This is a genomic window from Pseudomonas sp. yb_2 (assembly GCF_043103905.1).
GTDB lineage: Bacteria > Pseudomonadota > Gammaproteobacteria > Pseudomonadales > Pseudomonadaceae > Aquipseudomonas > Aquipseudomonas alloputida.
The window spans coordinates 86,464-102,390 of record NZ_JBICKH010000064.1; the positions used below are offsets into that span (position 1 = coordinate 86,464).

The 15,927-nt window shown below is 61.3% G+C and carries 13 protein-coding genes; 3 read left to right on the plus strand and 10 right to left on the minus strand.

The genetic code is table 11. The features are described from left to right. Positions 1 to 50: 50 nt before the first annotated feature. The 7 genes from ACF8FB_RS15430 to ACF8FB_RS15460 all read right to left on the minus strand — a co-directional run bounded on the left by ACF8FB_RS15430 (position 51) and on the right by ACF8FB_RS15460 (position 8,381). A complete protein-coding gene (locus ACF8FB_RS15430) occupies positions 51 to 284 on the minus strand; it encodes a hypothetical protein (protein WP_003248777.1) in 234 nt (77 codons plus the stop codon). 50 nt (positions 285 to 334) lie between these two features. After that, on the minus strand, positions 335 to 850 hold the full coding sequence (locus ACF8FB_RS15435) for a DUF6586 family protein (protein ID WP_003248773.1): 516 nt from the start codon (positions 848 to 850) through the stop codon (positions 335 to 337). Positions 851 to 940: 90 nt separating this feature from the next. Further along, positions 941 to 3,550 carry a type I DNA topoisomerase gene (topA, locus tag ACF8FB_RS15440; RefSeq protein ID WP_003248770.1) on the minus strand — a complete coding sequence of 870 codons (2,610 nt, stop codon included), beginning with the start codon at positions 3,548 to 3,550 and terminating at the stop codon, positions 941 to 943. Between the two features lie 100 nt (positions 3,551 to 3,650). Continuing rightward, a complete protein-coding gene (locus ACF8FB_RS15445; RefSeq protein ID WP_003248769.1) occupies positions 3,651 to 3,902 on the minus strand; it encodes a DUF1653 domain-containing protein in 252 nt (83 codons plus the stop codon). A 75-nt stretch (positions 3,903 to 3,977) separates the two neighbouring features. Continuing rightward, positions 3,978 to 5,153, minus strand: coding sequence for an acetyl-CoA C-acyltransferase FadA (gene fadA, locus ACF8FB_RS15450; protein ID WP_010953128.1), 1,176 nt, complete (start codon positions 5,151 to 5,153; stop codon positions 3,978 to 3,980). A gap of 31 nt (positions 5,154 to 5,184) precedes the next feature. Then, entirely contained in the window at positions 5,185 to 7,332 is a 2,148-nt protein-coding gene (gene fadB / locus ACF8FB_RS15455) for a fatty acid oxidation complex subunit alpha FadB (protein WP_014591781.1), read from the minus strand. A gap of 611 nt (positions 7,333 to 7,943) precedes the next feature. Further along, positions 7,944 to 8,381, minus strand: a complete 438-nt coding sequence (locus ACF8FB_RS15460) for a hypothetical protein (protein ID WP_003248762.1) — start codon at positions 8,379 to 8,381, stop codon at positions 7,944 to 7,946. Between the two features lie 110 nt (positions 8,382 to 8,491). Between ACF8FB_RS15460 and ACF8FB_RS15465 the strand changes: the two genes are divergently transcribed. Continuing rightward, positions 8,492 to 8,932, plus strand: a complete 441-nt coding sequence (locus ACF8FB_RS15465; protein ID WP_014591782.1) for a universal stress protein — start codon at positions 8,492 to 8,494, stop codon at positions 8,930 to 8,932. A 107-nt stretch (positions 8,933 to 9,039) separates the two neighbouring features. On the opposite strand, the gene ACF8FB_RS15470 is transcribed toward ACF8FB_RS15465, so the two are convergent. Beyond that, on the minus strand, positions 9,040 to 10,968 hold the full coding sequence (locus tag ACF8FB_RS15470) for an ATP-binding cassette domain-containing protein (protein ID WP_014591783.1): 1,929 nt from the start codon (positions 10,966 to 10,968) through the stop codon (positions 9,040 to 9,042). 220 nt (positions 10,969 to 11,188) lie between these two features. On the opposite strand from ACF8FB_RS15470, the gene ACF8FB_RS15475 reads away from it, so the two are divergent. Next, positions 11,189 to 13,114 carry a transglycosylase SLT domain-containing protein gene (locus ACF8FB_RS15475; RefSeq protein ID WP_392511531.1) on the plus strand — a complete coding sequence of 642 codons (1,926 nt, stop codon included), beginning with the start codon at positions 11,189 to 11,191 and terminating at the stop codon, positions 13,112 to 13,114. A 109-nt stretch (positions 13,115 to 13,223) separates the two neighbouring features. Here ACF8FB_RS15475 and ACF8FB_RS15480 read toward each other — a convergent pair whose 3' ends face one another. Together ACF8FB_RS15480 and ACF8FB_RS15485 are read right to left on the minus strand one after the other, a co-directional pair. Beyond that, positions 13,224 to 14,027 carry an MOSC domain-containing protein gene (locus ACF8FB_RS15480; RefSeq protein WP_392510921.1) on the minus strand — a complete coding sequence of 268 codons (804 nt, stop codon included), beginning with the start codon at positions 14,025 to 14,027 and terminating at the stop codon, positions 13,224 to 13,226. Positions 14,028 to 14,082: 55 nt separating this feature from the next. Then, positions 14,083 to 15,018, minus strand: coding sequence for a chemotaxis protein CheV (locus tag ACF8FB_RS15485; RefSeq protein WP_003248753.1), 936 nt, complete (start codon positions 15,016 to 15,018; stop codon positions 14,083 to 14,085). Between the two features lie 351 nt (positions 15,019 to 15,369). Here ACF8FB_RS15485 and ACF8FB_RS15490 point away from each other — a divergent pair, with 351 nt between their 5' ends. Continuing rightward, positions 15,370 to 15,879, plus strand: a complete 510-nt coding sequence (locus tag ACF8FB_RS15490; protein ID WP_049587522.1) for a hypothetical protein — start codon at positions 15,370 to 15,372, stop codon at positions 15,877 to 15,879. Positions 15,880 to 15,927: the final 48 nt, after the last annotated feature.

The following is a 15,927-nucleotide window of genomic DNA, read 5'->3' on the forward strand; positions in this document are numbered from 1 at the left end:
TGTTCAGGCTTTGCCTGTCACTTCAAATAGCCTGATACGCTGCTGCACACTCAGTGCAGCACACGCGGCCCTTCATCACGCTCGAGCTCGCCATCCATCAGGCGACCGGCCATCTGCACGCCCACACTGAGCATGGCCTTGGCCACTTCCACATGCTGACCCTGCAGGAACACCTTGGCGTCTTCCGAGAAATCCAGGGTTACCAGAGAGCCCTCATCCTCGGCGCGACGAAGTTCGATGCGGCCATCAGGCAACTCGACAATTTCCAGAAAAGACGTAGACATAAATGGCAGTTCTCCGCGAAAGGCGATTATTGTACCAGCCGTTGCGTCTATCAGCACTCACTCAACGCGTCGCGGAAACGTCTCACCAAACTTTTAAGGTCATTGCGCCAGCTTTCCAGCTCGGCACGCGACAGCGCTGGATGCTCAGGCTCATCAAGATTGACAGCTTGAATCAGGGGCTGGGTAACGTCGGTTTTCGGCGCTTTTCTGGCGACCGGTGGTCGGAACAAATCGGCATAAGCACCGAGCATTTGCGCCAGCCAGGTTTCCCGCTGGCGGGCCAGCTCCAGCAACTCGGCCACTTCCGGGATGGCGATACCGTTCAGGGCATCGTCGGCCAGTGCTTGCTCCACCGTTGCGACGACCGGCAGGCGGTAGAAGCCCCCGATTTCATGGCACAGGCCCAACAGAGCGCCATACAGGTGGAACAGCGCCGACTCGCGCTCAGCCTGGACCAAACCTTGGGCATTCATGGCCTGACTTTGTTCAGCCTTGGCCATGGACTCGAGGGCGAGGCCGGCGAAGAACAGTTTCTGGTTGGTACGGGTGTAGAGTTCCTGGGCCATTTCAGTGCCCTCCCATAAGGCTACAAGGCGGATATCTGCATCATAAATGATTGGGGCCGCAAAGCGGCCCCAAATCACAGCACCAATGGATCAGCGCTTATCTTCAACCTTCCAGGCATTGCCGTCGTAGAACGCCTTCCAGCCGGTCGGCTTGCCATCGACCTCGGACTGCACATACTGCTCCTTGGTCTTGCGGCTGTAGCGGATCACCGCCGGGCGGCCATCCGGGTCTTTCTGCGGCGCATCGCACAGGAAGTGGTACTTCGGGTCGATCTCATGCTTGTGCGGCACAATCTCCAGCACCAGCGGCGCACGGGTTTCGCGGTTCTTGGGGAACTGGCTGGCAGCCAGGAACAACCCGGAAGCACCGTCGCGCAGCACGTAGGTATCGTCGACCTTCTCGCACTTGAGCTCCGGCATGTCCACCTTGTCCATCTTCGGTGGCGCCGCCTCGCCGCTCTTGAGCAGCTTGCGGGTGTTCTTGCACGCCGGGTTGGTGCAGCCGAAGAACTTGCCGAAACGGCCGGTCTTCAATTGCATCTCGCTACCGCACTTGTCGCACTCCAGGCTCGGCCCTTCGTAACCCTTGATGCGGTAGTTGCCTTCTTCGATCTCGTAACCGACACAATCCGGGTTGTTACCGCAGATGTGCAGCTTGTGTTTCTCGTCCAGCAGGTAGGCGTCCATCGCCGTGGCGCAGATCGGGCAACGGTGCTTGCCCAGCAACACGCGCGATTCCGACTCGCCCTCGTCGTCAGCGGCAATCTCGTCGCCCGGCACCAGGTTGACGGTAGCCTTGCAGCGCTCTTTCGGCGGCAGGCTGTAGCCAGAGCAACCCAGGAACACACCCGTAGAAGCGGTGCGAATCATCATCGGCCGACCACATTCCTTGCACGGAATGTTGGTCATGGTCGGCTGGTTGGCACGCATGCCGTCTTCGCTGGACTCGGCAGTCTGCAGCTTTTTGCTGAAATCGCCGTAGAACTCGTCGAGCACGTTCTTCCAGTCACGCTCGCCCTGGGCGACGTCGTCGAGGTTCTCTTCCATGTCGGCGGTAAAGCCGTAGTCCATCAGGTTGGAGAAGCTCTCCGACAAACGCTCGGTGACGATGTCGCCCATCTTCTCGGAGTAGAAGCGACGGTTGTGCAGCGTCACATAGCCACGGTCCTGGATGGTGGAAATGATCGCCGCGTAGGTCGAGGGGCGGCCAATACCGCGCTTTTCCATTTCCTTGACCAGGCTGGCTTCGGTAAAGCGTGCAGGTGGCTTGGTAAAGTGCTGGCTCGGGTCGATCTGGATCAGCTTGAGTGCTTCACCCTGCACCATCTCTGGCAGCACGTCGTCTTCGCCCGGCTTGCTCTGCTGCGGCAGCACACGGGTGTAACCGTCGAACTTGAGGATGCGGCCCTTGGCGCGCAGCTCGAAATCGCCGGCAGCGACGGTAACGCTGGTGGACAGGTACTGCGCTGGCGGCATCTGGCACGCCAGGAACTGGCGCCAGATCAGCTCGTACAGGCGCTCGGCGTCACGCTCCATGCCGCTGAGCTTGGTCGGGTGGGTATTCACATCAGAAGGCCGAATCGCTTCGTGCGCCTCCTGGGCACCCTCCTTGCTGCCGTAAACCAGTGGCGCCTCCGGCAGGTACTGCTTGCCGAACTCCCGTTCGATGTAGCTGCGTGCCATATCCAGGGCGTCAGCCGACAGGTTGGTCGAGTCGGTACGCATGTAGGTGATGTAACCGGCTTCGTACAAGCGCTGGGCCATCATCATGGTTTTCTTCACACCGAAGCCCAGGCGGTTACTGGCCGCTTGCTGCAAGGTGGACGTAATGAACGGTGCCGATGGCTTGCTGCTGGTCGGACGGTCTTCGCGCTTGACCACGCTGTAACTGGAAGCCTTGAGCTTTTCCAGTGCAGCCATGGCCTGAGCTTCGTTCAGCGGCTTGAAGGCCTCGCCCTTCTCGCGCGCCACCTCGAAACGCACCTTGGCGTTCTTGGCGGTGCCGAGGTCGGCGTGGATCTCCCAGTACTCTTCCGGGATGAAGGCGCGGATCTCACGCTCTCGCTCAACCACCAGCTTCACCGCCACCGACTGTACACGGCCAGCGGACAGACCACGGGCAATCTTGGCCCACAGCAGTGGCGAAACCATGTAACCGACCACGCGGTCGAGGAAACGCCGCGCCTGCTGGGCATTGACCCGGTCGATGTCCAGCTCGCCTGGCTGCGAGAAGGCTTCCTGAATGGCCTTCTTGGTAATTTCGTTGAACACCACGCGCTTGTAGCGGGTGTCGTCACCCCCGATGGCCTCGCGCAGGTGCCAGGCAATGGCTTCCCCTTCGCGGTCCAAGTCGGTTGCGAGATAGATGGTGTCGGCATCCTTGGCCAGGCGGCGCAGCTCTTCGATCACCTTTTCCTTGCCAGGCAGGATCTCGTACTTGGCCTTCCAGCCATGGTCGGGGTCGACGCCCATGCGTGCCACCAGCTGGCGGCGGGCCTTCTCTTTCGGCGAAAGCGCCGGCGCCTCACCCGCAGCCTTGCCACGCTTGGCGGCCGGCTCTTTGCTCGCGCTGGCCGAACCGCTGGTGGGGAGGTCTCGGATATGGCCGATACTCGACTTCACCACGTACTGGTTGCCCAGGTACTTGTTGATGGTCTTGGCCTTGGCCGGGGATTCCACAATGACCAGCGATTTGCCCATGGATCGGAGTATTCCTGAATCTGAAGATAAAAAACGCGCCAAGTGCCAGACGCGGCACCGCTATATATAGTGGCAAAAGTGTGAGGTCAAGCTCGGACGATCACGCGTGCGACTTGCCCAGCAACCCGGGCAGCCCCTCTTCGGCCTTGACCAAAGCAAAGCGTGGCACCTGCTCGCCGTCAAATTCGACGGACTCCTGGAACATCGAAAGGGGACGCACCCAGAAGCTGTAATCACCATACAGGCATTGGTAGAACACCATCCACTCTTCGGTTTCGGAGTGCCGCGCAACACTGAAGACACGGTACTCAGGCCCTTTGTAATGCCGGTATACGCCTGGTTGTATCTGCATGTTGCACACCTCCTGAATAAAACCTGAAAAAACAAAACCGGGGCACTAGGCCCCGGCTGCTGTCCCGCTACGCGATCAGACGCGTTCGAAGACAGTGGTGATACCTTGGCCCAGGCCGACGCACATGGTCGCAACACCCAGCGTACCGCCATTTTGCTTCATGACGTTGAGCAGGGTGCCGGAAATCCGCGCCCCGGAGCAACCGAACGGGTGGCCCAAAGCAATGGCGCCGCCGTGCAGGTTAACCTTCTCATCCATCTTGTCGAGCACTTTCAAGTCTTTCAGCACGGGCAGGGCCTGTGCAGCGAAGGCTTCGTTGAGCTCGATGAAGTCGATATCGGCCATGGTCAAGCCCGCACGCTTGAGGGCTTTCTGGGTCGATGGCACCGGGCCGTAGCCCATGATTGCCGGGTCGACACCGGCCACTGCCATCGAACGGATCACCGCCAATGGCTGGATACCGAGGTCCATGGCACGCTGACCGGACATGACGATCATGCACGAGGCGCCGTCGGTGATCTGCGACGAGGTACCGGCCGTGACCGTACCGCCTTTCGGGTTGAACGCAGGCTTGAGCGATGCCAGGCCTTCGAGGGTGGTTTCCGGGCGAATGGTTTCGTCGAAATCGAACACCTTCAGGAAGCCGTTCTCGTCGTAGCCCTGCATCGGGATGATCTCGTCCTTGAACTTGCCTTCGACCGTGGCCTTGTGGGCCAGCTGGTGCGAACGCAAGCCGAACAGGTCCTGCTGCTCACGGGTGATGCCGTGCATCTTGCCGAGCATTTCTGCAGTCAGGCCCATCATCCCGGAAGCCTTGGCGGCATGCAAGGACAGGTGCGGGTTGGGGTCTACGCCATGCATCATGCTGACGTGGCCCATGTGCTCCACGCCACCGACCACGAACACATCACCGTTACCGGTCATGATCGCCTGGGCGGCCGTGTGCAGCGCGCTCATGGACGAGCCGCACAGGCGGCTGACGGTCTGCGCCGCAGAGGTGTGCGGGATCGGGGTCATCAGCGAAGCCATGCGGGCGATGTTCCAGCCCTGCTCCAGGGTCTGGTTGACGCAGCCCCAGATCACGTCCTCGACTTCTTTCGGGTCGACCTTGCCGTTGCGTTCCAGCAGCTTGCTGATCAGGTGCGCCGACATGTCTTCGGCGCGGGTGTTGCGGTGCATGCCACCCTTGGAGCGGCCCATTGGCGTGCGACCGAAGTCGACAATCACCACGTCTCTTGGATTCAGGCTCATATCAAATCTCTCGCTCTAGCTCGTTGACCGCTCAGTTGAAGAAGCGCTGGCCGTTCTTGGCCATTTCACGCAGCTTGGCGGTCGGGTGGTACAGCGGCCCCAGGTCGGCATACTGATCGGCCAGGGCGACGAATTCGGCCACACCGATCGAGTCGATGTAACGCAGCGCACCACCGCGGAAGGGAGGGAAACCAATGCCGTAGACCAGGCCCATGTCGGCTTCGGCAGCGGTTTCGACGATGCCGTCTTCCAGGCACCGCACGGTCTCCAGGCACAGCGGGACCATCATCCAGTTGATGATGTCTTCGTCAGTGACTTCACGCTGCTCGAACACGATCGGTTTGAGCACGTCGAGCACGGTGGCATCGAAGACCTTCTTCGGCTTGCCGCGCTTGTCGGTTTCGTAGGCGTAGAAGCCCTTACCGTTCTTCTGGCCCAGGCGGTTGGCCTCGTACAACGCGTCGACTGCCGAGCGGCGCTCGTCCTTCATGCGATCCGGGAAGCCTTCGGCCATGACGTCACGGCCGTGGTGGCCGGTGTCGATGCCGACCACGTCCATCAAGTAGGCTGGGCCCATCGGCCAGCCGAACTTCTCCATGACCTTGTCGATGCGCACGAAGTCGACACCGGCGCTGACCAGCTTGGCAAAACCGCCAAAGTACGGGAACAGCACGCGGTTGACCAAAAAGCCCGGGCAGTCGTTGACCACGATCGGGTTCTTGCCCATTTTCTTGGCGTAGGCCACGGTGGTGGCGACCGCCACGTCACTGGACTTCTCGCCACGGATCACTTCAACCAGCGGCATCATGTGCACCGGGTTGAAGAAGTGCATGCCGACGAAGTTTTCCGGGCGCTTGAGCGCCTTGGCCAGCAGGTTGATGGAGATGGTAGAGGTGTTGGAAGCGAGGATCGCATCGTCCTTCACCTGGCCTTCCACTTCCGCCAGTACCGCTTGCTTGACCTTCGGGTTCTCGACCACAGCCTCGACGACGATGTCGACATTGGCGAAATCGCCATAGGACAGGGTCGGGCGAATGGCGTTGAGGGCCTCGGCCATCTTGGCCGGGGTCAGGCGGCCCTTCTCGACGCGGTTGCCAAGCAACTTGGAGGCCTCGTTCAGACCCAGCTGAATGGCTTCCTCGCGGATGTCCTTCATCAGGATCGGCGTACCTTTGACCGCCGACTGGTAGGCGATACCGCCGCCCATGATGCCGGCGCCGAGCACGGCGGCCTGCTTCACGTCGTGGGCGATCTCGTCATGCGCCTTGGCCTTGCGCTTGAGTTCCTGATCGTTGAGGAACAAGCCGATCAGGCTCTCGGCGACAGAGGTCTTGGCCAGCTTGGCAAAGCCTGCGGCTTCGACTTCCAGGGCCTTGTCGCGACCGAAGTTGGCGGCTTTCTGGATGCTCTTGATCGCTTCGACCGGGGCCGGGTAGTTCGGGCCGGCCTGGCCAGCGACGAAGCCCTTGGCAGTCTCGAAGGCCATCATCTGCTCGATGGCATTGAGCTTGAGCTTTTCCAGCTTCGGCTGGCGCTTGGCCTTGTAGTCCAGCTCGCCACTGATGGCACGCTTGATCAGGTCGAGGGCACCGGCCAGCAGCAGCTCAGGGGCGACCACGGCGTCGACGGCCCCCACTTTCAGGGCATCTTCGGCACGGTTTTCCTTGCCGGCGGCGATCCACTCGATGGCGTTGTCCGAGCCGATCAGGCGCGGCAGGCGCACGGTACCGCCAAAGCCCGGGTAGATACCCAGCTTGACTTCCGGCAGGCCGATCCTGGCGCTGGTGGACATGACCCGGTAGTCGGCCGCCAGGCACATTTCCAGGCCGCCGCCCAGCGCGATGCCGTTGATGGCGGCAACGGTCGGCACTTCGAGGTCTTCGAACGCGTTGAAGATGCGATTGGCTTCCAGGTTGCCAGCGACCAGTTCGGCCTCAGGCAGCTTGAAGTTGTCGACGAACTCGGTGATGTCGGCGCCGACGATGAACACGTCCTTGCCACTGCTGACGATCACGCCCTTGACCGAAGCATCGGCCCGGATGGCATCGACGGCCTGGCGCAGCTCGTTCAGGGTAAGGCGGTTGAACTTGTTGACGGACTCACCCTTGAGGTCGAACTTGAGCTCGACGATGCCACTTTCAAGAGCCTTAACCGTGATGGCTTTACCTTCGTAAATCATCAACTGATCTCCACGATATGGAAGCTGAACTGTACACGCCGATCGCTGCAGCAGAAGCAGGCCTAAGCTGCCTTGCCCCAGGCACACCCGTCAGCGCGCTAGTCGGAAGTATGGCTTGGCGTCATGACATACAAACGCTCAATTCATACGCCCGTTTGATTTGGGTGTGCACACATTCTCCGAAAAGATGGGCGTTGTCAAATGCTCACGAGCACGGCGAAAACGCGACTTTCCAGTCATTTTCTATCGTCCGGGTACAAAACATGATGACAGTGATCGCCGGTCATTCATGTCAGCGATTGACCACAAGCATCGGCTTATTGCTTTGCGCTTGCGCGAAGAGCCAAGGCGACTACACTGGCACTTGCTTGAATGAATAACCCGGCCTGCCTGGCCTTTTCTGCGCAGCAGAACGCAAAGCGGCGACTTGGCACCCCACCCCTTCAGGGTTATGCCGAGCCGCCGCTTTGTCGTTACAGAACAGATTGACCAGCCTGGATGCCCCCGTAGGAGCGGGTTTACCCGCGAAGCAGGCACCGCGGAGTTTGGCACCGGCTCTGCCAGTGTTCGCAGATGAATCCGCGCCTACAGGGGTCGCGTATGGGCGGCGCTCAAGCCAAGGTTTCGAGGGCGTAGGCAACATCCTGCAACACAGCAGTATCGCCACGTTCGGTCCAGTACAGGGCAATCATCCGCGCATCGGCCTCGACCTTGTACACACTCGCCGGCAAGCGCGACAACGCGCCCATGAAACGTGGGTCTTCGCAGGGCTCGCGCCACTGGTTCCACCACACTCCGGGGCTGACCTGCCAGAAGCTGAAGCTGTCCTCATGCCCACGGCGCCGGGCTCTGTGATACTGCGGGCAGGGGCTTGGCGGCTCCTTTTCCAGCCAGTGCGGCCACTGCTGCGGCGCCAGTTGCATGGCCAAACCCATGCGCCGCGCCTCCAGGCGCAACTTCATCTGCTCGCTCTGCTTGCGCGAGCTGCGCAGCCAGGAAAGCGGACTGAGAATCAGCGCAAGGATTGACACCACCAGCAATACCGTCATATCAGTAGTTCCCATAAAGCGTTGCAAATGAGCTGGTTAGCCATTTTTCACGGTAGACCCGCCCTAAAGCGACCATACTTCTTCTATCGCGATTGTCAGGAGTACCGCTCATGCAATACGAACATTTGTTGGTCGCCGTCGACCTGACCGAAGAATGCGACCCGGTGATCAAGCGCGCCATGGCGCTGGCAGAGCCTTCGAAAGCCAAGGTATCCCTGGTGCACATCGTCGAGCCGATGGCCATGGCCTTCGGGGGTGACGTACCGATGGACCTGTCGCAGCTGCAACAGCAGCAGTTCGACCAGGCCAAGGAGCGCATGGACCGGCTGTTCAACAAATACCCGGAAATCAACCGCGGCGACTCGCACCTGACCTACGGCCAGCCTCGCCAGGAAATCCACCAGTTGGCCAAGGACCAGAAGTGCGACCTGATCGTTGTCGGCAGCCATGGCCGTCACGGCCTGGCATTGCTGCTGGGCTCCACGGCCAACGATGTGCTGCACGGTGCGCCGTGTGACGTGCTGGCGGTACGCTTGCTGAAGAAGGATTGACTGGACCTGAACCGGCCTCTTCGCGGGCAAGCCCGCACATACAAGGGTATGGCACCCCCTGTAGGTGCGGCTTTACCCGCGAAGAGGCCGGAACAGGCTAACGCCAATCAGCCTTCCAGCTCGGCCCAGCGCTCCACCAAGACATCCAGCTCGCCCTGCAGCTTCTCGATCCGCGCCAGCACCGCCGAAGTTTCTGCAATCGGCCGCTGATAGAAGCCCGCCGCATTCACTTCTTCCTGGGCTTCAGCCATACGCTGCTCCAGCTCATCGATCTGCCCCGGCAGCATCTCCAGCTCACGCTGCAGCTTGTAGCTGAGCTTCTTCTTCGAAGCTTCTTCGACCACTGGCGCCGCAACAGGCTCAGGCTTGGCCTCGACCTTTTCCACCACCGCGCTGTTGAGTGCAGACTTACCACCCTTGCTCTCGGTCACACCCAGCAGCTTCGGCGAGCCGCCCTGGCGAATCCAGTCCTCGTAACCGCCCACATACTCACGCACCTTGCCCTCGCCTTCGAACACCAGGGTGCTGGTCACGACGTTGTCGAGGAAGGCCCGGTCGTGGCTGACCATCAGCACGGTGCCCTTGTAGTTGGACAGCACCTCTTCCAGCAGCTCGAGGGTTTCCACGTCCAGGTCGTTGGTCGGTTCGTCGAGCACCAGCAGGTTGGCCGGCTTGCTGAACAGCTTGGCCAGCAGCAACCGTGCACGCTCACCACCCGACAACGCCTTTACCGGCGTACGCGCGCGCTGGGGGCTGAACAGGAAGTCGCCCAGGTAGCTCAGCACGTGGCGGTTCTGGCCATCGATCTCGATGAAATCACGGCCTTCAGCCAGGTTGTCGATTACGGTCTTTTCCAGGTCGAGCTGGTGGCGCATCTGGTCGAAATAGGCCACCTCAAGCTTGGTGCCGCGCTCCACTTTGCCCGCAGTGGGCTCAAGGTCGCCCAGCATCATCTTGAGCAACGTGGTCTTGCCAGTGCCGTTTGCGCCCAGCAGACCGATGCGATCCTGCCGCTGCAGGACCATGGAAAAGTCCTTGACCAGCAGGGGGCCGTCCGCGTGATGGAAGCTGACATTCTCCAGCACCATCACCTGCTTGCCGGATTTGTCCGCGGCTTCGATCTGGATGTTGGCCTTGCCCTGTCGTTCACGGCGCTCGCCACGCTCCACACGCAGGGCCTTCAGTGCACGCACGCGGCCTTCGTTGCGGGTACGGCGGGCCTTGATACCCTGGCGGATCCACACTTCTTCCTGGGCCAGGCGCTTGTCGAACAGCGCGTTGGCGGTTTCTTCAGCGGCCAGTGCGGCCTCCTTGTGCACCAGGAAGCTGGCGTAGTCACCGTTCCAGTCGATCAGGCCGCCGCGGTCCAGTTCGAGGATACGGGTGGCCAGGTTCTGCAGGAACGAACGGTCGTGGGTGATGAACAATACCGCGCCGTTGAAGCCACGCAAGGCCTCTTCGAGCCAGGCGATGGCACCGATGTCCAGGTGGTTGGTCGGTTCGTCGAGCAGCAGCAGGTCAGGCTCGGACACCAGCGCCTGGGCCAGCAGTACGCGGCGGCGCCAGCCACCGGACAGCTCGGCCAGGGTCTTGTCGGCCGGCAGCTGCAGGCGGCTGAGTGTGCTTTCCACCACCTGCTGCAGGCGCCAGCCGTCGCGGGCTTCCAGCTCGTGCTGGACGTGCATGAGTTTTTCCAGGTCTTCATCGCCCTGGATGTTCATGCTCAGGTGGTGGAACTGCGCCAGCAATTCGCCCACGCCGTCCAGACCAGCGGCTACCACGTCGAACACGGTGCGCTCGTCGGCCACCGGCAATTCCTGTGGCAACTCACCGATCTTCAGGCCAGGAGCACGCCAGATTTCACCGTCGTCGCCCTTCTGCTCGCCCTTGACCAGGCGCAGCATGCTCGACTTGCCGGTGCCGTTGCGGCCGATGATGCACACCCGCTCGCCACGAGCGATCTGCCAGGACACTTTGTCCAGCAGCGGCATGGCGCCGAATGCGAGGGACACATCGCTGAATTTGAGCAGGGTCATGTTCGTCTCCATAAATCGGGCGCGCATTCTACCTGACTTGGCCTTCGACGGCATCCGCCAGGCCAACCGGTAGGCACCTGGCGACATCTGGTCGAACTTAATATCCCGATACAAGCACAGTGCTTTCACCCACCACCGGCAAACAGCTAAGCTAAGGCAATAGCTTTCAACAGTGCTGGCTCCGCCGACACTTCCCATGGTTCAACTGCCCGGACGTATCATGCGCAGCCGCCTGTTACATATCGCATCCTGCCTGCTGCTTACCGCTGCCACCAGCGCGGCGCAGGCCACCGACCTGACCCTGCAACGCCAGTACTATGACGAGGCCAAGCGAGCGCTGGCCAAAGGCGACAAAGGCCCGTACCTGCGCTATGCCCAGGCCTTGATCGACTACCCGTTGACGCCCTACCTGGCCTACGACGAACTCACCGCCCGCCTGAAAAGCGCCAGCAACCAGGAAATCGAAGGTTTTCTGGCCAAGCATGGCGACCTGCCCCAGGCCAACTGGATGAAACTGCGCTGGTTGCGCTGGCTGGCCGAACGCGGCGAGTGGGATACCTTCGTCAAGTACTACGACCCCAAGCTCAACTTCACCGAACTGGACTGCCTCAACGGCCAATACCAGCTCAGCCACGGCCTGCGCGCCGAAGGTTACGCCACCGCCGACAAACTGTGGAACGTCGGCAAATCGCAACCTGCCGCCTGCGACACACTGTTCGGCATGTGGGCAGCCGAAGGCCAGCTGACCGAGGCCAAGCGCTGGGAACGCACCAAGCTGGCCGCCCAGGCGCGCAACTACGGCCTGGCCAACACCCTGGTCAAGACCCTGACCACCCTCGGCCCGCAGGGGCGCCTGCTGATCGACGTCGCGCAGAAGCCCGAGCTGCTCAACCAGCCGTCGCGCTTTACCCCGGTCAACGAGGCCATGTCCGACGTGGTCAGCCTCGGCCTTCGTCGCCTGGCCCGGCAGAACCCGGAGCGGGCCATGGCACTGCTCGACGATTACGCCCAGCGCATGCACTTCTCGGGTGACGAAAAAGTGGCCATCGCCCGCGAAATCGGCCTGACCCTCGCACGCCGCTACGACCCACGCGCGCTCGACCTGATGACCCGCTATGACCCCCAGCTGCGCGACAACACCGTCAGCGAATGGCGCCTTCGCCTGCTGCTGCGCCTGGGCCGCTGGGAGGACGCCTACGAGTTGACCAAGCGCCTTCCCCAGGACCTGGCCAGCACCAGCCGCTGGAAGTACTGGCAGGCTCGCAGCCTGGAGCTGGCACAGCCAAACAACCCGCAGGTCCCGCTTCTTTACAAGGCCGCAGCGCGTGAGCGTGACTTCTATGGCTTCCTCGCCGCCGACCGGGCACAGACACCGTACCAGCTGAACAACAAGCCGCTGCTGCTGAGCCCACAACTGGTCAAGAAGGTTCGCAACACGCCCGGCATCCAGCGCGCACTGGAATTCCACGCCCGCGGCCAGATCGTCGACGGCCGCCGTGAGTGGTACCACGTCAGCCGCCACTTCACCCGTGACGAGATGGTTGCGCAGGCACGCCTGGGCTATGAGCTGCGTTGGTACTTCCCGGCTATCCGCACCATCAGCCAGGCCCGGTACTGGGACGACCTGGACATCCGCTTCCCCATGGCCCACCGCGACACGCTGGTGCGTGAAGCCAAGGTTCGCGGCCTGCATTCGAGCTGGGTATTCGCCATCACTCGCCAGGAAAGCGCCTTCATGGAGGACGCACGCTCACCCGTGGGCGCCAGCGGCCTGATGCAGCTGATGCCGGCCACCGCCAAGGAAACCGCACGCAAGTTCAGCATCCCGCTGGCCTCACCGGCGCAAGTGCTGAACCCGGACAAGAACATCCAGCTGGGTGCGGCCTACCTGAGCCAGGTACACAGCCAGTTCAACGGCAACCGGGTGCTGGCTTCGGCAGCCTACAACGCCGGGCCCGGGCGCGTGCGACAGTGGCTCAAAGGGGCCAAGCACCTGAGCTTCGATGTGTGGGTGGAGTCGATCCCGTTCGACGAAACGCGCCAGTATGTACAGAACGTGCTGTCGTATTCGGTGATCTACGGGCAGAAGCTGAATTCACCGCAGCCATTGGTGGATTGGCATGAACGGTATTTCGATGACATGTGATTGCTGTTGAGCCTATACCGGCCTCTTCGCGGGTGAACCCGCTCCTACAAGTTACGCGGTCGTTGTAGGAGCGGGTTCACCCGCGAAGAGGCCGGTACAGGCAACACACCTATTCCAGGATTTCTACTTCCATCCCCACCTCCAGCCACCCACTGCCATCCACAGCCAGGTTCTGGCCGAACAGCACGTCGCCTTCTTTTTCGCGGAAAGTCTTCAGCGTAGCCATCGGCTCACGGTCAGCGCTACGCTCCCCGGTGGCTGGATCGATGGTCGTGAAGATGCACCGCACACTGGGCTTGAGCACGCGAAACACCAAGCTGCCGATGCGAATCCGCTTCCAGCCATCCTCGGCAAACGGCTCCGCACCCTGCACCACCAGGTTGGGCCGAAAGCGCCGCATCGACATGGGCCGGCCAATACGCCGGTTAAGCTCGTCCAGCGAGCCCTGCCCAATCAGCAGCAAGGGGAAACCATCCGGAAACGCCGCACGGTCACTGTTCAAGCCGTAACCATTGGGCAGGTAACGCGCACGCTGCTCCGGGCAATGCACCAGGCGTACGGCTTTGCCCAGCAACTCACTCAACCAGGCCGCCGCGGCATCGCCAGCGTCCGGCACACGCAGGGTATCGCGCCAGATCGTCACACCGCGCAGGGCGTCATCGGCAGGCGGTACAGGCACCCGCAACGGCGCCTGTCCAGGGGCTTGCAGCAGCAACTGGCCGCTGTCGTCATCGCTCGCGTCGATCTGGCCAAGTTGTGGCCAGGCACGCTGGGTCAGGAAGCGTCCGTTTTCTTCCTCGACCACCATCCAGCGCCGGTCGCCTTGCAACCCCAGCAACCCCACCGGTGAGGCCTTCAGGCTTTGCGCCTGCCCCGACTTCACCGGGTATCGATACAACTCACTGAGAAACATCCCTGCTGCCTCGCTTCATGCCAAAAGCCAAGCTTATACCTGGCCGGTACAACGTTCACGCAGCGGTGGTATCCAGCAGCAGGCGCTGCTTGACCACATCGACCAGGCGATCAGGCTGGAACTTGGAAAGGAAGTTGTCACAGCCCACCTTCTTGACCATGGATTCGTTGAAACTGCCCGACAGCGAGGTGTGCAGCACCACATAGAGCTGGCGCAGACGAGCATCGCTGCGGATCTCGGTGGTCAGCCGATAGCCGTCCATTTCCGGCATTTCTGCATCGGTGAACACCATCAGCAGCTTTTCGCACACGTCTTCACCGGCGTCGGCCCAGCCCTTGAGCATGCGCAGCGCCTTCAGGCCATCACTGGCCACATGCAGCTTCATGCCCAGCTGGGACAAGGTATCGCGCAATTGCGCCAAGGCCACACTGGAGTCGTCCACCAGCAGCACTTCGCGGCCGCGGGCCCGGGCCAGCACTGGGTCGGCGAGCTTGTCGCCAGAAACCCGGGCGTTGTAGGGCACGATTTCGGCCAGCACCTTTTCCACGTCGATCACCTCCACCAGCTTCTCATCGACCTTGGTGATGGCAGTCAGGTAATGCTGGCGACCGGCACTGGAAGGCGGCGGCATGATCGACTCCCAGTTCATGTTGACGATGCGGTCGACACCGCCTACCAGGAAGGCCTGCACCGAGCGGTTGTATTCGGTGACGATGATGGTGCTGTCCGGCCCCGGCTGTAGCGGGCGCATACCGATCGCCTGGGACAGGTCGATCACCGGCAGGGTCTGCCCGCGCAGGTTGACCACACCGCAGACATAGGCGTGGCGCTGGGGCATCAGGGTCAGCTTGGGCAGTTGCAGTACTTCCTGCACCTTGAACACGTTGATCGCGAACAGCTGGCGACCGGCCAGGCGAAACATCAGAATTTCCAGGCGGTTCTCACCCACCAGTTGCGTGCGTTGGTCTACCGTGTCGAGAATGCCAGCCATTGGAAAGCCCCCAGGCTTGAGTCGTAAAAGGTGAAATCATCTACCCTGTATCGGCGGCTTCACGCACACCTTGACCCTTGCGGGAAAATGCCGCGCGGATGATTGATATCACTTTACCATCATGCTTTACTGCCGACACGCCGGGGCAAATCAGGGGCACGACAAAAGTTCCCTACCCTAGCCCTTGATCAGGGAAACCCTTAGCAGCAATCGGGTGCAACCTGATGTTCGCGATATCCTTTAGCCATTAATGTGACGCCATTCTCATTGCATGAATGGAGTCAGGCTTTTGCTAGCTATCGTTTCGGCGTGCCCGCCCCCTGCGCCTACCCCACGCGCGGGGACTTGATGATGGACACTGCCTTATCGTTCGATGACGCCCTGCAGGGCTTTCTGCTGGATGCCCAGGTACTGCTGACCCAGGCCCAGGAATGCCTGCAGCATCTGGAGCTTATAGACAATGACCCGGATGCCTGCAGTTGCCTGAACAACACCCTCGACACTATCGCCCGTCAAGCTACGCGCCTGGGCCTGCGTGAAGTTGCCCACTACACCACCTCCCTGCAACAGTTGCTCGCCCCGGCCTGTCACGGTGGTTGCCTGCAGCGTGAAGCCTTACCCGCGATAGGGGCGTGCCTGACCTTGCTGGCCTGGCAGTTGGAGCTGGTCGATAGCCGTACAGGGCGACTGAACCTGGACATCGGTGAGCAACTGGTGCTGCTGGGTGAACTGGCCAAGGTCGTACAACCCCCCTTTGCGCCAGCCTGTGCGTCCTGCGATGAAGAAGGCAACGCGTGCATTCACCCGCACAATGACGCGGCAACCAGCGCCCTCCCCAACCGCTCTAACCGCATGCATTAACCTGGCGCAAAGTACAACTAAGCAACTTTATTGAAACCCGACCATGGT